Origin of the sequence: Arthrobacter globiformis (genome assembly GCF_030818015.1) — a bacterium.
GTDB lineage: Bacteria > Actinomycetota > Actinomycetes > Actinomycetales > Micrococcaceae > Arthrobacter > Arthrobacter globiformis_C.
The window spans coordinates 2,795,627-2,820,067 of sequence record NZ_JAUSZX010000001.1; the positions used below are offsets into that span (position 1 = coordinate 2,795,627).

Genomic DNA, 24,441 nt, shown 5'->3' on the forward strand with positions numbered 1-24,441 from the left:
CCAGATCAACTGGCGGGCCGACGTCGTCCTCCGAAGTATTCCTCGGAAGGCATACGAGTTTGAGCAGGCGTGTCATCGTGAGAAACTAAGCCGGTGACTTCAACAACAGTGCCCGTGATCTTCGACCTGGACGGCACTCTTGTCGATCCGGCCGGCGGGATAACAGACGGAATTGCCGCGGCCCTCACGGAACATGGCCTTGCCGTCCCAAGCCAGGACCTTCTCGACGCGATGGTGGGTCCCAAGCTGAGCGACTCCCTGCTGAACGTAGCGGCTGTTCCTCCGGCCATGCTCAAGGCGGTCATCCAGACCTACCGGACGCATTACCTGGACTCCGGCATTTCCCAGAGCCGCCTGTACCCGGGCATCGTCGACCTGCTGGACGGCTATGTGGCGGCGGGACGGCCCGTGGCAGTGGCGACGCAAAAGCCGGAAAACCTTGCGAATATCGTGCTTGAACACCACAAGATCGCTGGCCGGTTCCTCACCATCAGAGGGTCAGCCGCGGACGAGACCGAGGCTGCAGCGGGTCCGGTCGGCAAAACCGGCATCATCGCCGCCGCCATGACCGACCTCCGCACGCAGCACGCCGTGATGGTGGGCGACCGCGCGCAGGACGTGGCCGGAGCATTGGCCAACGGACTCGACTGCATCGGCGTCAGCTGGGGTTTTGCGCCCGACGGCGAACTGGAGGCAGCGGGAGCTGTGGCCGTCGTGCACGACACCGCCAGCCTGCGTGCCAAAGTCGAGGAGCTGGAGAACGTCCGTGCCGCAGCCCTGAGCGAGGTGCGCAACGATGGAGCTGTTTGACGGCGTCCGCTGGACTACGCGGACCCTTATCTCCGGTACCTGCCGGCCCACCGTCATCGGGCTGGAGAACGTCCCCAAGGACGGTCCCTTCATCGTGGCGCCTAACCACCTCTCCTTTCTGGACAGCGTGATTGTCCAGGCGCTCATGCCCCGCCCCGTGGCTTTCTTTGCCAAGGCGGAGTACTTCACCACCAAGGGCATCAAGGGTCGCGTGATGAAGTCCTTCTTCGAGGCTGTTGGCTCCATTCCGGTCGAGCGCGGTGAGCAGGCCGCCAGCGTGCAGGCCCTCAAGACACTCCTTGACATCCTCGAGGACGGCCGGGGCATCGGCATCTACCCCGAGGGCACCCGGTCCCGGGACGGAATCCTGTACCGCGGCCGGACCGGTGTCGGATGGCTGGCCCTCACCACCGGCGCGCCGGTGATCCCGGTGGGGCTCATCGGCACGGAGAAGCTGCAGCCCGCTGGCCGCAATGCGGTGAAGCCCCAGCACTTCACCATGAAGGTGGGGGAGCCCATCTACTTCGACAAGACCGGGCCGGACCATTCCCTCCCCGCCCGGCGCCAGGTGACCGACCGGATCATGGACGCCATCGCCGAGCTCAGCGGCCAGGAGCGCTCCACCAGCTACAACCAGAGCAAGGTCATCGAATAGCCGGCGGTTCCCTCGCATCGGCCGGCCGTTCCTTCAAGATGGCCTGCGGCAATCCGCAGCCCCTCAGCTCAGTAGACTGGAAACGTGGCAGATCCATCGAGTTATAGGCCCCAGACGGGTGAGATTCCGACCAATCCGGGTGTTTACAGGTTCAGGGATCCCCATGGGCGGGTTATCTACGTCGGCAAGGCCAAGAACCTCCGGTCGCGGCTGAACTCGTACTTCGCGAACCCGGCCGGGCTGCTGCCCAAGACGCACGCCATGGTGTACGCAGCCAGCAGCGTCGAGTGGACCGTGGTGGGCAGCGAGCTGGAATCCCTGCAGCTGGAATACACCTGGATCAAGGAATTCAAGCCGCGCTTCAACGTGGTCTTCCGGGACGACAAGACGTATCCCTACCTCGCCGTCACCATGGGCGAGAAGCTGCCCCGCGTGCAGGTCATGCGCGGCGAGCGGCGGAAGGGCACGCGGTACTTCGGGCCCTACACGGCCGGTGCCATCCGGGAGACCATGGACACCCTGCTGCGGGTCTTTCCGGTGCGTAGCTGCAGCGCGGGCGTGCTGAAGCGTGCCCAGGCCAGCGGCCGGCCGTGCCTGCTGGGCTACATCGACAAATGTTCGGCCCCCTGCGTCGGCCGGGTCACCCCTGAGGAACACCGCGCCCTGGCCGAGGACTTCTGCGCCTTCATGGGAGGCGAGGCGAAGCGGTTCATCGCCCGGCTCGAAAAGGAGATGGGGGCCGCCGTCGCCATCCTTGACTACGAACGCGCCGCCCGGCTGCGCGACGACATCACCGCCCTCCGGAAGGTCTTCGAGCGGAACGCCGTGGTGCTCGCTGAAGACACTGACGCCGACGTTTTCGCCCTCCACGAGGACGAGCTCGAAGCGGCCGTCCAGGTGTTCCATGTCCGGGGCGGACGGGTCCGCGGCCAGCGCGGCTGGGTGGTCGAAAAGGTGGAGGACTTCACCACCCCCGACCTCGTCGAACACCTCCTCCAGCAGGTCTACGGCGAGGACGCCGAGGTCCAGGGCAGGCTTCCCCGCGAGGTGCTGGTGCCTGTTGAGCCGAGCAATGCGCAGGATCTGGCCGTGTGGCTGGCGGGCATCCGCGGAGCCAAGGTGGATATCCGCGTTCCGCAGCGCGGGGACAAGGCCGCCCTGATGTCCACGGTCCGCGAAAACGCCGAGCACGCGCTCCGGCTCCACAAGACCCGCCGGGCCGGCGACCTTACCGTCCGGTCGCAGGCGCTGCAGGAGCTCCAGGAGGCACTGGAGCTCCCCGTCCCGCTGCTGCGCATCGAGTGCTACGACGTCTCCCACGTCCAGGGCACCAACGTGGTGGCCTCCATGGTGGTGGTGGAGGACGGACTGCCCAAGAAGTCCGACTACCGCAAGTTCTCCATCACCGGGGCCGCTGCCTCGGATGACACCGCTGCGATGCACGACGTCCTGACGCGGCGCTTCCGGCACTACCTCATGGACAAAACGGCCCAGGTTGAGGAAGCCGAACTGGTCGCCACGCCGGCAGTCGCGACTGCCGGCGCCACCGGGGCGGCGCTGGCCAACGGGGCGGCACTGGCCAACGGGGGCACACCAGGAGCCACCGCGCCGGACGCCGCGCTGTCCGACACCACCACCCCGGCGCCCCGCGCGAAGTTCGCCTACCCGCCCAACCTCGTGGTGGTAGACGGCGGCAAGCCCCAGGTCAACGCGGCCGCCCGTGCCCTCGAATCGCTGGGCATCGAGGACGTTTATGTGGTCGGGCTCGCCAAGCGGCTCGAGGAGGTCTGGCTGCCGGACAGCGACTTTCCGGTCATCCTGCCCCGCTCCTCGCAGGGCCTCTACATGCTGCAGCGCATCCGCGACGAGGCCCACCGGTTCGCCATCTCGTTCCATCGGCAAAAACGCGGCAAGGCGATGACCGTCTCAGCCCTCGACGGCGTACCCGGGCTGGGCGATTCCAAGCGGAAGGCCCTGCTCGCCCACTTTGGCTCCGTTAAGAGGATCAAGGCGGCGTCCGCCGAGGAACTGACCGCGGCCAAGGGTGTTGGGCCGGCGCTGGCCGCGGCCATCGTCACGCACTTCAGTCCGGGCGGAGCCGGAGGCGACTCGGGTGACACCGTTCCCGGGATCAACATGACCACCGGGGAAGTGCTGGAAACTTAGCCCGCGCCCCGAAACTTGGTTAGGGTAAGTACGGGAAATCGGCGTGTGCCGCAAACAGCAACCGCGCAGAGACTGCGCGCGGAAGCAACAGCAGGAATGAGGCTGGAATCAATGGCAGAGTCGACGGCGGAGTCCAGCACGGAAGAGGACGGCCTGACACCGGTCAAGCCCGCCGAAGCGGAACTGCTCATCGTGACCGGCATGTCCGGCGCAGGCCGCAGCACTGCCTCCGATGCGCTGGAGGACCACGGCTGGTACGTCGTCGAAAACCTGCCGCCACAGATGCTGGGGACGCTTGCCGAACTCGTGTCCCACGCACCGCAGTCCATCCCCAAGCTTGCCGTGGTGATGGACGTGCGCAGCAAGGCGCTGTTCGCCGATATCCGCGCGGCGCTGCGGGCCCTCGAAGCCAGCGGTGTCACCTTCCGGGTGCTGTTCCTCGATGCCAGCGACGACGTCCTGGTCCGCCGCTTCGAGCAGGGACGGCGTCCGCACCCGCTGCAGGGCGGCGGAAGGATCCTGGACGGCATCGCCGCCGAGCGTGAACTCCTCAAGGAGCTGCGCGACTCCTCCGATCTCGTCCTGGACACCTCGTCCCTGAACGTGCACGGGCTCGCCACCGCGATCACCGAACTGTTCACCGAGACCGGCCCCATTGCGATCCGCCTCAACATCATGAGCTTCGGCTTCAAGTACGGCCTGCCTATGGACGCGAACTACGTCGCTGACGTCAGGTTCATCCCGAACCCGCATTGGGTACCCGCGCTGCGGCCGCACACGGGCCTGGACCAGGACGTCAGCGAGTACGTCCTCGGAGCCGAGGGCGTGCCCGACTTCGTGGAACGGTACGTCCTCGCCCTGGAACCTGTCATGGAGGGCTACCGCCGGGAGAACAAGCACTACGCCACCATCGCCGTCGGATGCACAGGTGGAAAGCACCGCTCGGTGGCAGTCGCCATGGAGCTCTCCAAACGCCTCGCACAATATCCCCGCGTAACTGTGACCACGACGCACCGGGACCTGGGGCGCGAGTAGTGGGCGTTCTTACCGGCCCGCTGCCCCTGATTCCGCCGGCCGGCCTGACCGGTTCCCAACAGGACAAGGGGCCCACCGTCGTCGCACTCGGCGGCGGCCACGGCCTTTCGGCCTCCCTCTCGGCATTGCGGCTGCTTACTTCCGAACTCACGGCGGTGGTCACCGTGGCGGACGACGGCGGGTCCTCCGGCCGCCTCCGCGAGGAGTACGGCGTCCTTCCGCCCGGTGATCTCCGAATGGCCCTGTCGGCCCTGTGCGACGACACCGACTGGGGCCGCACCTGGCGCGACGTCATGCAGCATCGGTTCCGCTCCGCCCGCGGCGGTGCCTCACTGGATGAACACGCCATGGGCAACCTGCTGATCGTCACCCTCTGGGAACTGCTCGGGGATGCAGTGGCCGGCCTGAAATGGGCCGGTGCACTGCTTGGCGCCCGCGGACAGGTCCTGCCCATGTCCACCGTTCCGCTCACCATCGAGGGCGACGTGCGCGTGACCGCCCCCGACGGCAGCAGCACGGTCACCACCATCAGGGGCCAGGCGCGCTGCGCCGTGGCGGGCTCGCTGGAAAGCGTCCGCCTGCTGCCCGAAGAGGCGCCCGCCTGCGTTGACGCCCTGACCGCGATTGAGCTTGCCGACTGGGTAGTGCTGGGCCCCGGCTCCTGGTACACCTCCGTGCTCCCTCACCTGTTGCTGCCGGAGATGCGGCAGGCGCTCTGCGACACCCCGGCCAAGCGCTGCCTCACGATGAACCTCGCCATGGACACCAAGGAAACGTCCGGCATGTCCGCCGCGGACCATCTTCACGTCCTGCGCGACTACGCGCCGGAGTTCAGCGCGGACGTGGTGCTCGCGGACCCGGCTTCGGTTTCGGACCTGACCGAGTTTAAGCGGGCCGCGGGGATGATCGGCGCCGAGGTTGTCTTGGGTAGAGTAGGGGCTTCGGGCCAGCGTCCGGTCCACGACCCCTTGCGGCTGGCTACGGCCTACCAGGATATTTTCGGGAATAGTTAGGAAAGGTGCCATGGCACTGACAGCATCAGTCAAGGAAGAACTCTCCCGCCTGGACATCAAGAAGTCATCAGTCCGCAAGGCCGAGGTCTCGGCCATGCTCCGCTTCGCCGGGGGACTGCATATCATCTCGGGCCGGATCGTCATCGAGGCCGAGGTGGATCTGGCCTCCACTGCCCGGCGCCTGCGCGCCGCGATCGCCGAGGTCTACGGGCACCAGAGCGAGATCATCGTCGTCTCCGGCAGCGGCCTGCGCCGCGGAAGCCGTTACGTTGTCCGCGTCGTCCGCGACGGCGAGGCGCTGGCCCGGCAGACAGGTCTCCTCGACGGCCGGGGACGGCCCGTACGGGGGCTGCCGTCCGTCGTCGTCAACGGCTCCGCCGCCGACGCCGAAGCGGTGTGGCGCGGCGCCTTCCTGGCCCACGGCTCACTCACTGAACCCGGCCGGTCATCGTCCATGGAGGTCACCTGCCCCGGCCCCGAATCCGCTCTCGCACTCGTTGGCGCGGCGCGGCGGCTGGGGATCCAGGCCAAGGCCCGGGAAGTCAGGGGAGTGGACCGCGTGGTCATCCGCGACGGCGACACCATCGCCGCGCTACTCACCCGGATGGGCGCCCACGACGCCCTCATGGTCTGGGAGGAGCGGCGGATGCGCAAGGAAGTGCGGGCGACGGCGAACCGGCTCGCCAACTTTGATGACGCCAACCTCCGCCGTTCCGCGCAGGCCGCCGTGGCAGCCGGCGCCCGGGTGGACCGGGCCCTGGAGATCCTCGGCGACGACGTCCCTGACCACCTCAAGTACGCCGGTGAACTCCGGGTGGCCCACAAGCAGGCCAGCCTCGACGAACTTGGCCGGCTTGCCGATCCGCCCATGACGAAGGACGCCATCGCCGGCCGCATCCGCCGGCTGCTGGCCATGGCGGACAAACGCGCCTCGGATCTTGGCATCCCGGGCACGGATGCCAATGTGACGCCGGAAATGCTGGACGAGTAAACGGCGCCCATAGAATCAAGACCAGGTGGCGGCTGTTGCCGCCATCGGAGTTTTCCGGATGACCCGTCATCCGGGATGCACAATCCGCAAGTTAGCAAAACCGGACAAACTGTCCACGACATTGGAGGATTTTGTGACCGAGTACGTTCTGCCCGAACTCAGCTACGACTACGCAGCGCTCGAGCCCCACATCTCTGCACGGATCATGGAGCTGCACCACAGCAAGCACCACGCCGCGTACGTGACGGGCGCCAACAACGCGCTGGCCCAGCTGGCAGAGGCACGCGAAAAGGGCGACTTCGCCAACATCAACCGGCTTTCCAAGGACCTGGCCTTCCACACCGGCGGCCACGTCAACCACTCCGTGTTCTGGAACAACCTCTCCCCGGACGGGGGGGATAAGCCTGAAGGTGAGCTCGCCGCCGCCATCGACGACGCCTTCGGCTCGTTCGATGCCTTCCGCGCCCAGTTCTCCGCAGCCGCCCTCGGCCTGCAGGGGTCGGGCTGGGGCTTCCTGGCCTACGAGCCCATCGGTGGCAACCTCGTCATCGAACAGCTCTACGACCAGCAGGGCAACGTCGCGCTGGGCACCACCCCGCTGCTGATGCTGGACATGTGGGAGCACGCCTTCTACCTGGACTACGTCAACGTCAAGGCCGACTACGTCAAGGCGTTCTGGAACATCGTCAACTGGGCTGACGTGTCCGCCCGCTTCGCCGCGGCCCGCGCCAACGCGACGGGTCTCATTACCCTCTAAGTGTGACCCGGCGTACACAAAGCAGTAATAAACTTCACATTCGGCGACTTTAGGGCCGAATTATGGACGGTCCGCCCCCGCACTTGCGGGGGCGGACCTACTTAAACGTAAGATGGATCACGGAAGGCGGTTAGCCTTCAGCAATGAGGCTGGTCGCCCTCCGATCTGAAAAATATCTCTGCCCAATGGCGTGCGGGATCTGTTAGTTGGCTTGAACGCCCGCTTACTAGTTGTGCTTCCAAGGCACAAAGGAGACTAAAAAGTGACCACCCGTATTGGTATCAACGGCTTCGGCCGCATCGGCCGCAACTACTTCCGCGCTGCACTTGCTCAGGGTGCGGACCTTGAGATCGTTGCCGTCAACGACCTCACCAGCCCCGAGGCGCTGGCCCACCTGCTCAAGTACGACTCCGTTGGTGGGCGCCTGGCCGAAACCATCGAGGTCAAGGAAGGCAACCTCGTCGTCAACGGCAACGCGATCAAGGTCCTGGCCGAGCGCGACCCCGCCAACCTCCCCTGGAAGGACCTGGGCGTTGACATCGTCATCGAGTCCACCGGTTTCTTCACCAAGGCAGCTGCCGCCAAGAAGCACATCGAAGCCGGTGCCAAGAAGGTCCTGATCTCCGCCCCCGCCTCGGACGAGGACATCACCATCGTGATGGGCGTCAACGACGGCCTGTACGACCCCGAGAACCACCACATCATCTCCAACGCTTCCTGCACCACCAACTGCCTCGGCCCGCTGGCCAAGGTTGTTAACGACGCCTTCGGCATCGAGCGTGGCCTGATGACCACCGTCCACGCGTACACCGCAGACCAGAACCTGCAGGACGGCCCGCACAACGACCTCCGCCGTGCCCGCGCCGCCGCCATCAACATGGTCCCCACCTCCACCGGTGCCGCCAAGGCCATTGGCCTGGTCCTGCCGGAGCTCAAGGGCAAGCTGGACGGCTACGCCATCCGCGTCCCGGTCCCCACCGGCTCCGCCACCGACCTCACCGTCACGGTCTCCCGCGAGACCACGGTCGAGGAAGTCAACGCGACGCTCAAGAAGGCCGCAGAGTCCGACGAATGGCAGGGCATCCTGACGTACACCGATGCTCCGATCGTCTCCTCGGACATCGTCGGCGACCCCGCCTCGTCCATTTTTGACTCCGGTTTGACCAAGGTCATTGGTAACCAGGTCAAGGTTGTTTCGTGGTATGACAACGAATGGGGCTACTCAAACCGCCTTGTGGACCTCACGGAGCTTGTAGCGGCAAAGCTGGGCTAGGGTTAGCTACATGACATCTCACACCCTCAACGAACTGATCGCTGAAGGTGTCCGCGGGCGGTACATTCTGGTTCGAAGTGACCTGAATGTGCCGCTCGACGGCTCTACAGTGACTGACGACGGCCGCATCAGGGCCTCACTGCCAGTGCTGGGAAAGCTCACGGACGCCGGTGCCCGCGTGCTGGTAACAGCCCACCTCGGCCGCCCCAAGGGCGCCCCTGAAGACAAGTACTCGCTCAAGCCGGCGGTTGCCCGCCTGGCCGAGCTCGCTTCCTTCCCTGTCTCCCTCGCGGAGGACACGGTGGGCCCCTCGGCCAAGGAGAAGGCGGCTGCGCTGCAGGACGGCCAGGTCCTGGTCCTCGAGAACGTGCGTTTCGACGCCCGCGAGACCAGCAAGGACGAGGCCGAGCGTGGTTCATTTGCCGACGAGCTGGTGGGACTCACCGGCGAAAACGGGTCCTTCGTGAACGACGCCTTCGGGGCCGTGCACCGCAAGCACGCCAGCGTTTACGACGTCGCCACCCGGCTCCCGTCTTACCTCGGCGACCTTGTGGCCACCGAGGTGGAAGTCCTCCGCAAGCTCACCGCAGACACCCAGCGTCCCTACGTTGTGGTGCTGGGCGGGTCGAAGGTTTCGGACAAGCTCGCGGTCATCGACAACCTGCTCGGCAAGGCAGACACCATCCTCGTGGGCGGCGGCATGCTGTTTACGTTCCTGGCAGCCGAGGGTCACAAGGTGGCCGGCAGCCTGCTGGAAGAGGACCAGATCCCGGTCGTCCAGGACTACCTCAAGCGTGCAGCCGACGCCGGCACGGAATTCGTGATCCCCACTGACGTCGTCGTTGCGGCCAAGTTCGCAGCCGACGCCGACCACGAGACGGTCAGCGCAGACGCCATCGAAGGCAGCAGCTTCGGGGCGCAGGGCATCGGCCTGGACATCGGACCGGAGTCCGCCCGGGCGTTCGCGGAGCAGATCAAGAGCGCCAAGACGGTGTTCTGGAACGGACCGATGGGCGTCTTCGAGTTCGAGGCGTTCTCCGCAGGGACCCGGGCCATCGCCCAGGCGCTGACGGAGACGGACGCGTTCACGGTGGTCGGCGGCGGCGACTCCGCGGCTGCGGTCCGCACGCTCGGCTTCGCCGATGACCAGTTCGGACACATTTCCACCGGCGGCGGCGCCAGCCTGGAATACCTTGAAGGCAAGGAACTTCCCGGCCTGAGCGTTCTGGACCGCTAAAGACACACCAGCCGGCAGGGCACCTTCCGCACCGTGAAGGCGCCCTGCCGGCTGTTCACATGATCAGCAGATTGACCGGCATTTTTGGAGAACACGTGACCACGTCAACCAACGGCACCTTTGACCGCACGCCTTTGATTGCAGGCAACTGGAAGATGAACATGGACCACGTCCAGGGCATCACCCTCCTGCAGAAGCTGGCCTGGACGCTGTCCGACGCCAAGCACGACTACAGCCGCGTGGAGGCCGCTGTCTTCCCTCCCTTCACCGACCTCCGCGGTGTGCAGACCCTCGTCCAGGGCGACGAACTCGACGTCGCGTACGGCGCCCAGGACCTGTCCCAGTTTGACTCCGGCGCCTACACCGGGGACATCTCCGGCCAGTTCCTGAACAAGCTCGGCTGCAAGTACGTCCTCGTCGGCCACAGCGAACGCCGGACCATCCACGCTGAGTCGGACGAAGTCCTGAATGCCAAGGTCAAGGCGGCCTACCGCCACAACGTCATCCCCGTCCTCTGCGTCGGGGAAGGCCTGGAGATCCGCCAGGCAGGCACCCACGTCCAGCACACGCTGAACCAGCTCCGCGCCGACGTCGAAGGCCTCACCGGCGAGCAGGCGGCCCAGCTCGTCGTCGCCTATGAGCCCGTCTGGGCCATTGGCACCGGTGAGGTTGCAGGCCCGGAGGATGCCCAGGAAATGTGTGCCGCGATCCGTGCCGAACTCACCGAACTCTTCGATGCCGATGTGGCCGCAAAGGTCCGCCTGCTGTACGGCGGTTCGGTCAAGGCCAGCAACGCTGCCGCCATTCTTAAGGAACGCGACGTCGACGGCGTGCTGGTGGGCGGTGCCAGCCTTGATCCCGCTGAGTTTGCTAATATTGTCAGGTTCGAGAGCCACCTCGTAACGGACTAGTCCGTTCATCTGGCACGCTCCCGCATCCACCAACTTTGGAAAGGCCGTCGTGGACGTTCTTCATGTGATTCTGCAGATCCTGCTGGGCATTACCAGCCTTCTGCTGACCCTGCTCATCCTGCTCCACAAGGGACGCGGCGGCGGCCTGTCAGACATGTTCGGCGGCGGAATGAGCTCGGGGTTGGCCTCCTCCGGTGTTGCTGAGCGCAACCTGAACAGGTTCACCATCATCCTCGGCGTCACCTGGGGCGTCGTGATCATCGCCCTCGGCCTCCTCATGCGCTTCACAGGTGTGGCTGACTCCTAACGCTGTCGCAGCCATTCAACACCAAAAGCCCGGCCCAATCAGGAGCTGTTCCTGATTGGGCCGGGCTTTTTCTGCCGCCAGGAGGAACTGCGGTCTAAACTGTCGCTATCGGATCTAACGGCAGCGCCGCCATTAGCAGCGAGGGAGTTCCCATGGTGCATTCCTCTTCAGGATTTCACGGCACCCGCGTAGGTGTCATTCAAGGAGCCGGATTGAAGAACCAGGGGGATGGTCCTCCCGGGGAGCCCCTGCCGCGTATTTGTGTGTCCTATTGGTGCGCCATGGGACATGAGACGCGGCCTGTTTTCCTTAAGTTGCCGGACGACCAGATACCGGATGCCTGGGACTGCCGCCAGTGCGGCCGGCCGGCGTCGCGCAACCCCGGTGCCGGGGTGCCGAGCGAAGCCCCGGAAGAGGGCTTCAAGACCCATCTGGAATACGTTAAAGAAAGACGCTCCAGCCAGGACGCCGAAGACGTTCTGGCTGGAGCGCTGCAGCGGCTAAGAGCCGGCCGGCGCCTTCCGGACTAGCTGTTCAGGAACGCGCGAGGCCGCGTTTTCGTCGATCAGCCACAGCGTCCGGGATCGGCCTGCAGGGCCGGCCGCGGGCACCTGCACGGGATTGGCCCCGGCCAGGGCCAGGCCAACCGCACCGGCCTTGTCCTCGCCTGCGACCACCATCCACACCTCTGCGGAGGTGTTGATCGCCGGCAGGGTCAAGGAAATACGCTCGGGCGGCGGCTTGGGGGAGTTGCGGACCCCCACCACCGTCAGCTGCTTCTCGCGGATGCCGCCCTGCTCCGGGAACAGGGATGCCACGTGCGCGTCAGGGCCCACACCGAGCAGGACGACGTCGAAGCGGGGAAGCCTGCCTGCTTCCTCTGGACGGTCGTCCGAAGCGTCCGCGGCGTGCTCTGCCGCTGCCGCCTCGCTGAGGCGGCGCGCGTAGTCCTCTGCGGCCTGTTCCGGTGATTCAAAGTCATCAGTTGACCCGGGCACGTGGACGCGCGCAGGATCAACATCGATGTGCTTCAGAAGCGCCTCCTGGGCCTGGACCGCATTGCGGTCCGGGTCCTGGGAGCCGACGAAGCGTTCGTCACCCCACCAGAAGTTCACCTTGGCCCAGTCCACGGCGGGCGCGGCCGGCGAATCGGCCACGGCCTTCAGCGTTCCGATGCCCACCGTGCCTCCCGTAAGCACCACCGTGGCTTCACCGAATCGGTCCTGCACATCCACGAGCTTGGTGATCAGGCGGGCCGCGATGGCGGCCATGAGTACGGAAGAGTCAGGATGGATGCTTACTCTGGGCTCAGCGCTCACTGGGACGGACACTCCTTAGGTTGGTACGTGGCAGTCCAATAGTAATCACTTCGCCGAATACTTCGTCGGGGTCGAGGCGGCGGAGTTCTTCGGCGAGGCAGTCGCGGAGGCTGCGCCGCGGGAGGGAGATCCGTTGTGCGGGTTGGCCTGGCTGGGTGAGTTCGGCGATGGAAAGTCCGGGGCGGAAAAGCTGGACGTCGCCGCTGGAGCGGGTCAGCCGGACCCGGCGGATGCCGGTGCCGGCAGGGTCGGCGACGATCGTCACCGGGGCGTCCAGGGACAGGGTCAGCCAGGCCGCCAGCAGGATGGTGCTGGGCGAGTCCGACGCGCCTTCGACCGCGACGGCGGTGACGGGCGAGGAGTCGGCCTGGTCCAGGACCGCGGCGAGCTGGATGCGCCAGTTGGTCAGCCGGGTCCAGGCGAGGTCGGTGTCGCCTGCCTTGTAGGTGTTCCGGATGTTTTCCAGGGCCACCTGAGGCTCGGCCTCGTTCGCCGAGTCCGTGATCCTGCGGTGCGCGATTCGGCCGATAGAGGTTTCGCTGGCATTCTTCGGTGCCCCGTGCGGCCACCAGGCCACGATCGGGGCGTCGGGCAGCAGCAGCGCGGCGACGAGGGACTCGCTTTCCTCGGCGAGTTCACCGAAGCCGCGCAGCACGATGACCTCGGACGCGCCGGCATCCCCGCCGACCCGGATCTGCGCGTCGAGGCGGTTCGGCGCGGAGGAGCCGGCGTCGGCCAGCACGATGATCCGGCAGGGGTGTTCGCGGCTGGCCTCATTGGCCGCCTCGATCGCCTCTTCCTCGAGCCCTGACTTGGTGACCACCACGAGGGTGAGGACCCGGCCAAGGGCGATCACGCCGCCCTGCTCGCGCAGGGACTGGATCTTCTTGGAAACGTTCGAGGTGGTGGTGTTCGGCAGGTCTACGATCATGGCCTTCTCCAGGTGCGTCCGTCGCGGGCTAGCAGCTCGTCAGCCGAGGCCGGGCCCCAGCTGCCGGGCGCGTACGGCTCGGGCTGTTCACCCAGGCCGGCCCAGTACTCTTCGAAGGGGTCCAGGATCTTCCAGGACAGCTCCACTTCCTCGTGCCGCGGGAACAGCGGCGGCTCGCCAAGGAGCACGTCCAGGATCAGCCGCTCGTAGGCTTCGGGGCTGGACTCGGTGAACGAGTGCCCGTAGCCGAAGTCCATGGTCACGTCCCGGACTTCCATCTGGGTGCCAGGGACCTTGGACCCGAACCGGATCGTGGCGCCCTCGTCGGGCTGGACCCGGATCACCACGGCGTTCTGGCCGAAATCGTCGTCGCCGTGGTCCCGGAACAGCAGGTTCGGTGCCCGCTTGAAGACCACCGCGATCTCCGTCACGCGGCGGCCCAGCCGCTTGCCCGCGCGCAGGTAGAACGGCACCCCGTTCCAGCGCCGGGTGTTGATGTCCACCCGGATCGCGGCATAGGTTTCAGTGGTGGAGTCGGCCGGGATGCCCTCTTCGTCCAGGTACCCCTGGACCTGCTCCCCGCCCTGCCAACCGCCGGCGAACTGCCCGCGGGCCGAATGCGTGGACAGGTCCTCCGGGAGCCTCACCGCAGCGAGAACCTTTTCCTTCTCCGCCCGCAGGTCATCGGCGTTGAAGGAAATCGGCTCCTCCATCGCCGTCAGGGCCAGCAGCTGCAGCAGGTGGTTCTGGATCACGTCGCGGGCCGCCCCCACGCCGTCGTAATACCCTGCCCGGCCGCCGGTGCCGATGTCCTCGGCCATGGTGATCTGCACATGGTCCACGTAATTCGCGTTCCACAACGGCTCGAACAGCTGGTTCGCAAAACGCAGCGCCAGGATGTTCTGCACCGTTTCCTTGCCCAGGTAATGGTCGATGCGGAACACCGCGTCCTGCGGGAACACCGATTCCACGATGTCGTTCAGCTGCCGGGCCGATTCGAGGTCGTGCCCGAACGGCTTCTCGATGACCACCCGCCGCCACTTCTCGCCCTCGGCCTGCGCCAGGCCGTGCTTGGACAGCTGCCGGCAGACCTGTTCGAAGGCCTTCGGCGGGATAGACAGGTAAAACGCGTGGTTGCCGCGGGTGCCGCGGTTCTCGTCGAGTTCCTTGATCGTCTCGCCGAGCCGCTCAAACGCCGAATCGTCGTCGAACGCGCCCTGCACGAACCGGATGCCCTCCGAGAGCTGGTTCCAGACCGCCTCATCAAACGGTGTCCGTGCGTAGGACTTCACGGCGTCCTTCACCTCCGCGGCGAAGTCCTCGTTATCCCAGTCCCGCCGGCCGAAGCCGACCAGCGCGAAGCTGGGCGGCAGCAGGCCACGGTTGGCCAGGTCATACACGGCGGGCATGAGTTTCTTACGAGCGAGGTCCCCCGTGACTCCGAAGAGCACAAGCGAGGACGGTCCGGCAATCCGGTTCAGCCGCCGGTCCCGCGGATCCCGCAAGGGATTCCCGGACCGGGCCGCTGACCTCTTGCCGTTCAAAGTATCTGGCATGGTTTATTCGGTGCCTTAGCTCTCAGTGGCGGATGCTGCCTTGCTGGCCAGCGACGAAACGATCTCCTGCAGCTGGGCAACGCCCGCTGCGCGGTCGGTGAGGTGCAGGCGCAGGACAGGCCGGCCGTGCTCGCTGAGTACCTGGGCGTCGCCGGCGGCCTGGGCCGCGATCAGCTCGCCGAAGGTGAACGGACGCTCCGGAATTGCGAGGTCCTGTGCAGACGCCGCCGTGACCTGCAGGAAAACACCGATGGCGGGGCCGCCCTTGTGGAACTGGCCCGTGGAGTGGAGGAAGCGGGGTCCCCAGCCGAAGGTGACCGGACGGCCGCTCACTGCGGCGAGCTCGTCCCGCACGCCCTCGAGCTGCGCGTAAGCCAGGCGGTCGAAGTAGGCCTGGACGCTCAGGTAGCCGTCGCCGCCCAACTGCGCGAGCAACTCCGAAACGGCAGCTGTTGCTGTGGCTTCGGCCCTAGCGGCCTCGCCCAGCCACTCGCCGCCGCGGACCTCGATGGCTCCGTCGACGAAGCTGGCCGGCGTCGGTTCCGGCTGCGCGTCCAGCAGTCCGCGGGCAGCCACCTTGGCGGCTTCGACGTCGGGCTGGTCAAACGGGTTGATGCCCAGGAGGCGTCCGGCCACGGCGGTGGCGAATTCCCACACCATCATCTGCGAGGCGAGGCCGCCGGCAATGGCAACTTCATTCTCGCCGAGTTCGACGTCGGCATTCGTGCTGACCAGGCGGACCACCAGGACGTCTTCAGCGCCGGAGGTAACTTCCGGAGCGTTTGGCCCTGCTACCACCGGCAGGATGCCGGTGCCGAGCTTGCCGGTGGATTCAGCGATGAGCTGTTCGGCCCAGTCAGCGAATCCCACGATGCCGGAGCCGTCCTCCGCGATGACGATCTTGTTGCGCAGCGGGTTGGTGCCGCCCAGGGCGGCACCCAGGACCAGCCCGATGTTCTCGGGGGCGTCCTCGTTCAGGATCTCGGCAGCTTCCTCTGCCTCATCCAGCAGGGCCGCGATGTCCACGCCGGCCAGGCCGGAGGGGACCAGCCCGAAGGCCGTCAGGGCCGAGTAGCGGCCGCCCACATTCGGGTCCGCGTTGAAGACCGCACGGTAGCCGGCATCGCGGGACGCCTTGTCCAGCGGGGAACCGGGATCGGTCACAACGATGATCCTGCTCTTGGCATCGAGGCCGGCTTCGGTGAAGGCGTGCTCGAAGATCCGGCGCTGCGAATCGGTTTCCAGGGTTGAACCGGACTTCGAGGAAACCACGATCGCGGTTTCCGCGAGACGGTCCGCGAGGGCAGCACCGACCTGTTCGGGGTCGGTGCTGTCCAGCACAGTCAGCTCGACGCCAGCGGTGCCGGCGATGACTTCGGGAGCAAGGGAGGACCCGCCCATGCCGCACAGGACAATCCGGGTCACCCCCTCGGCCTTCAGGGCATCCCGGAGTTCCAGGATCCCGTCCACCAGGGGCCGGGAGACGGTGGCCGCCTCGACCCAGCCAAGGCGGATGGCCGATTCGGCTTCCGCGTCGGGACCCCACAGGGTGTGGTCCTCGGCGAAGATGCGGGTGGCAACGCGGTCTTCCACGAGGGCGGGCAGGTGCTGCTCAAGAGCCTTCCGGGCGGCACCGGTGGCGTCGTAGCTGAGTGTGCTCATTGTGGACTAGGAAGCCTTCCGTGCAGTGGCGAGGGCGCCTTCGACGTCGGCCAGGAGTTCCTTCCAGCTGGCAACAAACTTGTCCAGGCCTTCGGATTCCAGCAGGGCGACGACCTCGTTGTAGGAGACGCCGAGGGCGTCGAGGGCGTTGAGGGTGGCGTTCGCTTCATCGTAGCCGTTGGTGACGGTGTCGCCCGTGACCACGCCGTGGTCGAACGTGGCGTCCAGGGTCTTCTCCGGCATGGTGTTCACGACGCCGGGGGCAACGAGCTCGGTGACGTAGAGGGTGTCCGGGTAGGCCGGGTCCTTCACGCCGGTGGAAGCCCACAGCGGGCGCTGCGGCAGGGCGCCGGCCTCGGCCAGCACAGCCCAGCGTTCCGTGGAGAAGAGCTCCTCGTACACCTGGTAGGCGAGGCGGGCGTTGGCAACGCCGGCCTTGCCCTTGAGTGCCTTGGCTTCTTCCGTGCCGATCGCATCGAGGCGCTTGTCGATTTCGGTGTCCACGCGGGAGACGAAGAACGACGCAACGGAGTGGATCTTGGACAGGTCATGGCCGTTGTCCTTGGCCTGCTCCAGGCCGCTCTGGAAGGCGTTAATGACGGCCCGGTAGCGCTCCAGGGAGAAGATCAGGGTCACGTTGACGCTGATGCCCTCGGCCAGGGTTGCCGTGATGGCTTCCAGGCCCTCAAGCGTGGCAGGGATCTTGATGTGGACGTTGTCGCGGTTGACCTTCTTGTAGAGGTGCTTCGCTTCGGCGATGGTGCCGGCGGTGTCCCAGGCGAGGCGGGGGTCCACCTCGATGGAGACGCGGCCGTCAACACCCTTGGTTGCCGCGGCGACCGGGGCGAAGAGGTCGCAGGCGTCGGCGACGTCCGTCGTCGTGATTTCGAAGATGGTCTCTTCGATGGAGGCGCCGGCAGCGGCCTGGGCCGCGATGGTGGCGTCGTAGTCCGTGCCCGAGGTGATGGCGGCGTGGAAGATGCTGGGGTTCGTGGTGACACCCACAACGTTCTTCTCTTCGATCAGCTTCTGCAGCGTGCCGGTCTTCAGGCGGCCGCGGGAGAGGTCGTCGAGCCAGATGGAAACGCCGGCGTCGGAAAGCTGCTGGGTGGGAGTGCTAGTCATTTCTAATCTCCTTGAACTGTGGGGGAGTCTGTCAGGACTGGAGTCCGGCGAGGGAATCCTTGGCGGCGGCGGCAACTGCTTCTGCCGTGATGCCGAATTCCTGGAACAGGCGCTTGTAGTCGGCGGATGCGCCGTAGTGCTCGAGGCTGATGGAGCGGCCGGCGTCGCCGACGAACTCGCGCCAGCCCTGGGACAGGCCGGCTTCGACGGAGACGCGGGCCTTGACCGCTGCGGGCAGGACAGCGTCACGGTAGGCGGCGTCCTGCTTGTTGAACCACTCGACACACGGCATGGACACCACGCGGGTGGCGATGCCTTCGGCCTGGAGTGCTTCGCGGGCCTGGACAGCCAGCTGGACTTCCGAGCCGGTGCCGATCAGGATGACCTGCGCGTCCACGGTCTTGCCGTCCTTGGAGGCCTCGGCCAGCACGTAGCCGCCCTTGGCAACGCCTGCGGTCGAACCGAAGGTGTCACCCTCGGCCGCGCCCTCGCCACGCTCGTAGGTGGGGATGTTCTGGCGGGTCAGGACGATGCCTGCCGGGTTCTCGTGATTCTCCAGCATCGTCTTCCACGCTGCCGCAACCTCGTTGGCGTCGCCCGGGCGGACGACGTCGAGACCCGGGATGGCACGCAGCGAAGCGAGCTGCTCCACCGGCTGGTGCGTCGGGCCGTCTTCGCCGAGGCCGATGGAGTCATGCGTCCATACGTACAGGGAGGGCACGCCCATGAGGGCGCCGAGGCGGATTGCGGGACGCTGGTAGTCGCTGAAGATCAGGAACGTGCCGGAGAACGCGCGGGTGTTGCCGTGCAGGCTGATGCCGTTCACGATCGAGGCTGCGGCGTGCTCGCGGATACCGAAGTGCAGGACCCGGCCGTACGGGTTGCCGGACCAGGCGTTGGTCTGCTTGCCCGCAGGAACGAACGACGGCGAGCCCTCGATCGTGGTGTTGTTGGACTCGGCGAGGTCGGCCGAGCCGCCCCACAGTTCCGGCATGACCGGGCCGATGGCGTTCAGGACCTTGCCGGACGCGGCGCGGGTGGAAACGTCCTTGCCTGCCGGGAAGACCGGCAGGACGCCGTCGAGCTCGGCGGGGAGCTGGCGGGCCTCGACGCGCTCCAGCAGGGCGGCAGCTTCCGGGTTGGCGGACTGCCAGGCCGAGAAGGACTCTTCCCATTCCTTACGTGCGTGGGCGCCGCGGTCGACGACGCCGCGGGCGTGGGCCAGCACGTCCTCGTCCACCTCGAAGGACTTCTCGGGGTCGAAGCCGAGGACGTTCTTCAGTGCTGCCACTTCTTCCGAGCCCAGGGCCGAGCCGTGGATCTTGCCGGTGTTCTGCTTCTTCGGGGCCGGGTAGCCGATGATGGTGCGCAGCGAGATGATGGACGGCTTGGAGGTTTCCGCCTTGGCCGCCAGCAAAGCCGAGTACAGCTCCTGGACGTCTTCGACGTAGTCGCCGGTCTTGGTCCAGTCCACGCGCTGGGTGTGCCAGCCGTAGGCTTCGTAGCGCTTCAGGACGTCTTCAGTGAAGGCGATGTCAGTGTCGTCTTCGATGGAGATGTGGTTCTCGTCGTAGATGACCACGAGGTTGCCCAGTTCCTGGTGTCCGGCGAGGGAGGACGCCTCGGAGGTCACGCCTTCCTGGAGGTCGCCGTCGGAAGCGATAACCCAGATGGTGTGGTCGAACGGGCTCTCGCCGGCGGGAGCATCGGCGTCGAACAGGCCGCGCATGCGGCGCTGGGAGTACGCGAAGCCCACCGAGGAGGCCAGGCCCTGGCCCAGCGGGCCGGTGGTGATTTCCACCCCGGCGGTGTGCTTGTATTCCGGGTGGCCCGGGGTCAGCGAACCCCACGTGCGCAATGCCTCAAGGTCCTTCAGTTCCAGGCCGTAGCCGGAGAGGAACAGCTGGATGTACAGCGTCAAAGACGTGTGGCCGGGGGAGAGGACGAAGCGGTCGCGGCCGATCCAGTCCGGGTTCTTCGGGTCATGCCGCATCAGCTTCTGGAACAGAAGGTAAGCGGCCGGAGCCAGGCTCATCGCCGTGCCGGGGTGGCCGTTGCCCACCTTCTCGACGGCGTCGGCGGCCAGGACGCGCACAGTGTCAACGGCGCGCTGGTCGAGGTCGGTCCAAGTCAGTTCTTGCTCTTTCAAATGTGCCACGTAACCGGGCCCCTCTCTGTGTTAACGGCAAGCGGTAATGACACACAGCGGCAGGGCATAATTGGTGCCCGCTGCATTTGTGCCTACCAGCCGTTCACCATTGAAACGTTGATCTTCATTCAGTCGCCGGACGGTATGGAATGCGGTTTCTTGCCCGTCTTCCAGTGTGCGCTGATCTGCAGACAGCTTAGCTCCATTCCACACTTCGAGCGGCCAAAATCTCACCAGTTGGACGCAATTTCTCTTTTGTGAATCATTCGTGCGGTGAGGCTGCGTTAATGTGATTGAAGCAAGCACGAACGAATCATTTTCAGTGATTTCCCGTCACACACTGATGCCAGCGATCCATGCGGGACCGCGGTATGATATCGGGAGGCCACCGGCGGACAGGGCGGGCTCAAGTGCGCACATGACAGCCCGCTACCGCCGTTGAGGGATCGGTCCGGGCCGTGTGTCCAGATGGACTGATCAGATAAACAGCCAGACAGAAACAGAGTGACTGCCACGTGAGCACAACAGATACGCCGCTGACCTCTTCCCGGGTCCACGGAAGAGCCGGACTAGCCCGCAAGGCCAAGGCGTACCTTGCACTCACCAAGCCCAGGGTCATTGAACTCCTGCTGGTCAGCACCCTGCCCACCATGATTTACGCGCAGCGCGGCTTCCCGTCCCTCGGCCTCATCATGGCCACTCTCGTGGGCGGCGCGTTCGCTGCCGGCAGCGCCGGTGCGTTCAACTGCTATATCGACCGCGACATCGACAAGCTGATGCACCGCACGGAGAAGCGTCCCCTGGTGACCGGTGAGGTCACGCCGCGCGAGGCCCTGATCTTTGCGTGGCTGCTGGGCGCCGCAGCAATCGCCATACTTTGGTTCGGCGCGAACCCGCTCTCCGCCTGGCTCGGACTCGGCGCCATCGTCTTCTACGTCGTCATCTACACGATGATCCTCAAGCGCCGCACTGCCCAAAATATCGTCTGGGGCGGCGCCGCCGGCTGTTTCCCGGTGCTGATCGCCTGGTCCGCCGTGACCAACACGGTGGAGTGGCCAGCCGTAGTCCTGTTCATGGTGATCTTCCTCTGGACACCGCCGCACTACTGGCCGCTATCGATGCGCTACGGCGAGGACTACCGGAACGCCAACGTGCCGATGCTCGGAGCCATCGCCGGTGCCAAGGTCGTGTCCGTCCAGGTGGTCCTGTACGCCTGGGCCATGGTTGCGTGCTCGCTGCTGATGATCCCGGCGGGCAACGCGGGCTGGGTTTACACTGTGGTAGCCGTGCTGGCCGGTGCCTGGTTCCTGTATGAGTCCCATGCCCTCTACAACCGGGCCCAGGGCGGGGACCTCTCCGACAAGGGCGCCATGAAGGTCTTCCACGGCTCCATCAGCTACCTGACGCTCCTCTTCATCGCGCTGGCTGTCGACCCGTTCGTCGGCTCGCCGATCATGGGCTAACCCACCAGCCAAGAGCCCTCCAGCAGTCCAGAAGCCCCGGACGCCTCCTCAGATCCTGCAGCGTTCCCCCGGACGCTTCCTCAGATCCTTCAGGGTCCCCCTGGACCCTTCCTCAGATCCTGCGTGTTTCTCGGGACGCTCCCTCTGGTCTTGCCGAATGCGGAAACGCCCCTTCACTTGATGTGAAGGGGCGTTTTCCTTGGCCGCAAGCGGCCAAACCTGCGGGAGCGTCCGGGATGAGGCGACGAAATCTGAGAGAGCGTCGGAAATGAAGCGACGGGACCTGAGGAAGCGTTGGTCCTGAGTGAGCGCCGCTACCCGACGGGGCTGGAGCGGGCGATGTCGGCGGCGTTGGTTGCCGCGGCCATCAGCAGGGCCGCACCCAGCATGTGCGCGCCCACGAGGAGCGCCGGAATGCCGTTGTAGTACTGCGTGAAGCCAATGATGGCCTGGAGCACGGTGACGCCGAGCAGCATCAGCACGGCCGTCCGGAACGTCCCCGAAATGCCGCGCCGGAACACAAAGTACACGGCGAGCAGCGTCCCGGCGGTGACAAGGTAGGCGGGGACGGCATGGATGTGCGAGAACAGGTCCCAGTCCAGGTCGTTGCGCGGCGCATTGGCGTCACCCGCGTGCGGCCCGGCGCCGGTAACCACGACGCCCAGCATGACGGCGATCGCGGAGAAGAGCGCGACGGCGGTCATCACCGGCCGCACGACCCCCGGCAGTGAGGTGAGCGGCAGCGTCCGGAACTGGCCCGTCCTTCCGTAGGCCCGGTTGACCAGCAGCGTGGCGAAAACCACCAGGGCCATGGACACCAGGAAGTGCAGGCCAACCACCCACGGGTTCAGTTGGGTGAGCACGGTGATGCCGCCAATGATTGCCTGCGCCGGGATGCTCGCCAGCAGCCCCAAGGCCAGCAGGAACAGGTCCTTGCGCTCCTTGCGCAGGTTCCACAGGTAGACCAGCATGAGCGCTGCGACGGCGGCCAGGGCGAACGTCAGGAGACGGTTGCCGAACTCGATGAAGCCGTGGATGCCCATCTCGGGGGTGTTCACCAGGGAATTGTTCGTGCACCTGGGCCAGGTGGGGCAGCCCAGGCCCGAGGCGGTCAGCCGGACGGCGCCGCCGGTGACCACCAGGACCGTCTGTCCGATCAGGGACAGCACGGCTAGGCGGCGGACGGTCGAATCGACGGTGACGGGCAGCCTCGATGCCAGGCGGCCGACGAACTGGGGGAAGCGCGGAGCCGTGCTCACTTTATTCTCAATTCCATTTGAACCAGCGGATGGCTGCTGCGCCGGCGAGAACCGTCCACATCAGCAGGACAAGGACAGCGTTGCCGTTCACGGCGCCATGCAGGAACGCGTCGCGCAGGCCTTCGCCGAGGGACCCGGACGGCAGCAGGTGGACGGTGTTCTGGGCAAGTTCCGGCAGCCGCTGCATGGGGATCACGATGCCGCCCAGGGCGCCGAGGAGGATCCACAGCAGGTTCGTGATGGCCAGCGTGGCCTCGGGCCGGACGGTGCCGGCCACCAGCAGGCCCAGGGCGGTGAATGCGGCCGCGCCCAGGATAAGCAGGCCCAGACCGGGCAGCACGCCCAGCGGATTTGGCCGCCATCCGAGGGGGAAAGCGACGGCGGCGACGATGGCCATCTGGATCACCAGGACGGCCAGGACCGCGAGGATCTTCCCAGCGATGAGGCCGGTCCGTCCCAGCGGTGTGGTGGACAGGAACCGCAGCACGCCGTACCGGCGGTCGAAGCCGGTCGCGATGCCCTGACCGGTGAACGCAGTGGACATGGCGCAGAGCGCGAGGATGCCGGGGACGGCAACATTGACCCGGCTGTCCCCGATGCCGTCGAGCAGCGGGGTGACTGTCAGTCCGATCAGGGCAAGCAGCGGCAGGACCACGGCCAGGATCAGCTGTTCGCCGTTCCGGAGCATTGTGGTGGCCTCATATTTGCCCTGCAGCAGGATCCGGCGGAGCAGGGGAGCAGGTGCGCTGCCCGTGGCTGTCGTCATCGGATTTCCCTTCCGGAAATGTCAAGGAATACATCTTCGAGGCTCCGGGCCTCCATGCTCAGCGAGCCAGGCATGATGCCGTGATGTGCCCACCAGGCCGTCAGCGCGGCGAGGTCCTCGGGGGTCAGCGCGCCGGTGGCCGTGTAGCTCCCGGAACGCGTCTCGCGGATCTCGACCTCGGCAGGCAACACGCCGGTGAAGTCCAGCCCCGGCAGTGCCTCGAAGTGCAGCGTCCGGACGTGGTCCCTGTGGGGCGTCTCCGGCATGTTGTGCTGGAGCAGCTGGGCCACGGTGCCCTCCGCAACATTCCTGCCGGCGTCGATGATGTAAACGTAGTCGGCCAGGCGCTGCGCATCATCCATGAGATGGGTTGTGAGGATGATCCCCATCCCGCTGTCCCGGAGTTCGGTGATCAGTTCGAAGACCAGCTGGCGGGATTGCGGGTCCAGCCCGGCGCTCGGTTCGTCCAGGAACAGGACCTCGGGGTTGCCGATCAGGGCGGCGGCGAGGGCCAGCCGCTGCTTCTGTCCGCCGGACAGCCTGCGGACATTGGTCCGGCTGAAGGTGTCGATGCCCAGCCGCTGCACCAGCTCATCCAGGGGCCTGGGATTGCGGTACATACCGGCAATGTGGCGGAGCAGGGGAATGGGACGGGCCGACGGCGGGAGGCCGCCGTCCTGAAGCATGACGCCGACGCGGGCGCGCAGTTCTGCACCGGCGGTGCCGGGATCGGCGCCGAGCAGCGTAATAGTTCCGCCCGTGCGCTTCTGGAGCCCTTGGGCGCATTCGATGGTGGTAGTCTTGCCGGCACCGTTGGCTCCGAGCAGCGCCGTCACCTCGCCGCGGCCGGCGACGAGTGAGACGTCGCTCACCACCCTGAGCATCTTGCCATCGAGGGTGGAGAGTGGACCGACGTCCTTGATGAGCCCGTCGATGGTCAATACGGGGGATTTGGGGGATCGCACCCCAGTATTCTACGTGAAGTAGTACTGTCACCGGTGAGCGGGGGTGCCGGGCGCAGGTCAGCCTTGCCTTACTGGAACGCCGCAACAAATT

Annotated in this window: 23 protein-coding genes; 13 read left to right on the forward strand and 10 right to left on the reverse strand. The window is 66.1% G+C overall.

The annotated features are described in order from the left end of the window. Window positions 1–93 precede the first annotated feature (93 nt). The 12 genes from QFZ23_RS13040 (at window position 94) to QFZ23_RS13095 (ending at window position 11,685) form a co-directional block, all read left to right on the forward strand. The gene (locus tag QFZ23_RS13040; protein ID WP_306923498.1) at window positions 94–810 is read left to right on the forward strand and encodes an HAD hydrolase-like protein; all 717 of its coding nucleotides are present in this window, start codon (window positions 94–96) and stop codon (window positions 808–810) included. Beyond that, complete coding sequence (locus QFZ23_RS13045) at window positions 797–1,465, forward strand: lysophospholipid acyltransferase family protein (protein WP_306923501.1); 669 nt, start codon at window positions 797–799, stop codon at window positions 1,463–1,465. The genes QFZ23_RS13040 and QFZ23_RS13045 overlap by 14 nt, the downstream gene beginning before the upstream one ends. An 84-nt stretch (window positions 1,466–1,549) precedes the next feature. Further along, window positions 1,550–3,631: an excinuclease ABC subunit UvrC gene (gene uvrC / locus QFZ23_RS13050; RefSeq protein WP_306923502.1), complete on the forward strand. Its 2,082-nt coding sequence runs from the start codon at window positions 1,550–1,552 to the stop codon at window positions 3,629–3,631. Between the two features lie 111 nt (window positions 3,632–3,742). After that, window positions 3,743–4,666 carry an RNase adapter RapZ gene (rapZ, locus tag QFZ23_RS13055; protein WP_306923504.1) on the forward strand — a complete coding sequence of 308 codons (924 nt, stop codon included), beginning with the start codon at window positions 3,743–3,745 and terminating at the stop codon, window positions 4,664–4,666. Next, window positions 4,666–5,679 carry a gluconeogenesis factor YvcK family protein gene (locus tag QFZ23_RS13060; RefSeq protein WP_306923506.1) on the forward strand — a complete coding sequence of 338 codons (1,014 nt, stop codon included), beginning with the start codon at window positions 4,666–4,668 and terminating at the stop codon, window positions 5,677–5,679. The genes rapZ and QFZ23_RS13060 overlap by 1 nt, the downstream gene beginning before the upstream one ends. A 10-nt stretch (window positions 5,680–5,689) precedes the next feature. After that, the gene (whiA, locus tag QFZ23_RS13065; RefSeq protein WP_003805560.1) at window positions 5,690–6,670 is read left to right on the forward strand and encodes a DNA-binding protein WhiA; all 981 of its coding nucleotides are present in this window, start codon (window positions 5,690–5,692) and stop codon (window positions 6,668–6,670) included. A gap of 133 nt (window positions 6,671–6,803) precedes the next feature. Next, window positions 6,804–7,427, forward strand: a complete 624-nt coding sequence (locus QFZ23_RS13070) for a superoxide dismutase (protein WP_076803204.1) — start codon at window positions 6,804–6,806, stop codon at window positions 7,425–7,427. 262 nt (window positions 7,428–7,689) lie between these two features. Continuing rightward, entirely contained in the window at window positions 7,690–8,700 is a 1,011-nt protein-coding gene (gap, locus tag QFZ23_RS13075; protein ID WP_003805562.1) for a type I glyceraldehyde-3-phosphate dehydrogenase, read from the forward strand. A gap of 10 nt (window positions 8,701–8,710) precedes the next feature. Further along, the gene (locus QFZ23_RS13080) at window positions 8,711–9,937 is read left to right on the forward strand and encodes a phosphoglycerate kinase (protein WP_306923513.1); all 1,227 of its coding nucleotides are present in this window, start codon (window positions 8,711–8,713) and stop codon (window positions 9,935–9,937) included. 95 nt (window positions 9,938–10,032) lie between these two features. Then, a complete protein-coding gene (gene tpiA / locus QFZ23_RS13085; RefSeq protein ID WP_306923515.1) occupies window positions 10,033–10,848 on the forward strand; it encodes a triose-phosphate isomerase in 816 nt (271 codons plus the stop codon). A 49-nt stretch (window positions 10,849–10,897) separates the two neighbouring features. Then, on the forward strand, window positions 10,898–11,155 hold the full coding sequence (gene secG, locus QFZ23_RS13090) for a preprotein translocase subunit SecG (protein ID WP_306923517.1): 258 nt from the start codon (window positions 10,898–10,900) through the stop codon (window positions 11,153–11,155). 281 nt (window positions 11,156–11,436) lie between these two features. Next, a complete protein-coding gene (locus QFZ23_RS13095; protein WP_373427880.1) occupies window positions 11,437–11,685 on the forward strand; it encodes an RNA polymerase-binding protein RbpA in 249 nt (82 codons plus the stop codon). Here QFZ23_RS13095 and pgl read toward each other — a convergent pair. Genes pgl through QFZ23_RS13130 form a run of 7 tightly spaced genes read right to left on the reverse strand, consistent with a single transcriptional unit; the run spans window position 11,656 to window position 20,203 of the window. Continuing rightward, window positions 11,656–12,474, reverse strand: coding sequence for a 6-phosphogluconolactonase (pgl, locus tag QFZ23_RS13100; protein ID WP_306923521.1), 819 nt, complete (start codon window positions 12,472–12,474; stop codon window positions 11,656–11,658). The genes QFZ23_RS13095 and pgl overlap by 30 nt on opposite strands. Further along, window positions 12,464–13,405 (reverse strand): glucose-6-phosphate dehydrogenase assembly protein OpcA, encoded by a 942-nt coding sequence (locus QFZ23_RS13105; protein WP_306923523.1) that lies wholly within the window; start codon window positions 13,403–13,405, stop codon window positions 12,464–12,466. Before QFZ23_RS13105 ends, pgl begins: the two co-directional genes overlap by 11 nt. After that, window positions 13,402–14,961 (reverse strand): glucose-6-phosphate dehydrogenase, encoded by a 1,560-nt coding sequence (gene zwf / locus QFZ23_RS13110; RefSeq protein ID WP_306923525.1) that lies wholly within the window; start codon window positions 14,959–14,961, stop codon window positions 13,402–13,404. The genes QFZ23_RS13105 and zwf overlap by 4 nt, the downstream gene beginning before the upstream one ends. A gap of 15 nt (window positions 14,962–14,976) precedes the next feature. Continuing rightward, window positions 14,977–16,623: a glucose-6-phosphate isomerase gene (locus QFZ23_RS13115; RefSeq protein WP_306923526.1), complete on the reverse strand. Its 1,647-nt coding sequence runs from the start codon at window positions 16,621–16,623 to the stop codon at window positions 14,977–14,979. Window positions 16,624–16,629: 6 nt separating this feature from the next. Beyond that, window positions 16,630–17,748, reverse strand: coding sequence for a transaldolase (gene tal, locus QFZ23_RS13120; RefSeq protein ID WP_306923528.1), 1,119 nt, complete (start codon window positions 17,746–17,748; stop codon window positions 16,630–16,632). Between the two features lie 31 nt (window positions 17,749–17,779). Continuing rightward, window positions 17,780–19,897: a transketolase gene (tkt, locus tag QFZ23_RS13125; protein WP_306926838.1), complete on the reverse strand. Its 2,118-nt coding sequence runs from the start codon at window positions 19,895–19,897 to the stop codon at window positions 17,780–17,782. Between the two features lie 30 nt (window positions 19,898–19,927). Continuing rightward, the gene (locus tag QFZ23_RS13130; protein WP_306923529.1) at window positions 19,928–20,203 is read right to left on the reverse strand and encodes a hypothetical protein; all 276 of its coding nucleotides are present in this window, start codon (window positions 20,201–20,203) and stop codon (window positions 19,928–19,930) included. 209 nt (window positions 20,204–20,412) lie between these two features. Here QFZ23_RS13130 and QFZ23_RS13135 point away from each other — a divergent pair, with 209 nt between their 5' ends. Continuing rightward, window positions 20,413–21,360 carry a heme o synthase gene (locus tag QFZ23_RS13135; RefSeq protein ID WP_306923530.1) on the forward strand — a complete coding sequence of 316 codons (948 nt, stop codon included), beginning with the start codon at window positions 20,413–20,415 and terminating at the stop codon, window positions 21,358–21,360. A gap of 314 nt (window positions 21,361–21,674) precedes the next feature. Here QFZ23_RS13135 and QFZ23_RS13140 read toward each other — a convergent pair whose 3' ends face one another. The 3 genes from QFZ23_RS13140 to QFZ23_RS13150 are packed head-to-tail and all read right to left on the reverse strand — an operon-like array spanning window position 21,675 to window position 24,350. After that, window positions 21,675–22,619, reverse strand: coding sequence for a COX15/CtaA family protein (locus tag QFZ23_RS13140; RefSeq protein WP_306923531.1), 945 nt, complete (start codon window positions 22,617–22,619; stop codon window positions 21,675–21,677). A 7-nt stretch (window positions 22,620–22,626) separates the two neighbouring features. After that, window positions 22,627–23,385: an ABC transporter permease gene (locus QFZ23_RS13145; RefSeq protein WP_306923532.1), complete on the reverse strand. Its 759-nt coding sequence runs from the start codon at window positions 23,383–23,385 to the stop codon at window positions 22,627–22,629. Beyond that, the gene (locus tag QFZ23_RS13150) at window positions 23,382–24,350 is read right to left on the reverse strand and encodes an ABC transporter ATP-binding protein (RefSeq protein WP_306923535.1); all 969 of its coding nucleotides are present in this window, start codon (window positions 24,348–24,350) and stop codon (window positions 23,382–23,384) included. Before QFZ23_RS13150 ends, QFZ23_RS13145 begins: the two co-directional genes overlap by 4 nt. Window positions 24,351–24,441: the final 91 nt, after the last annotated feature.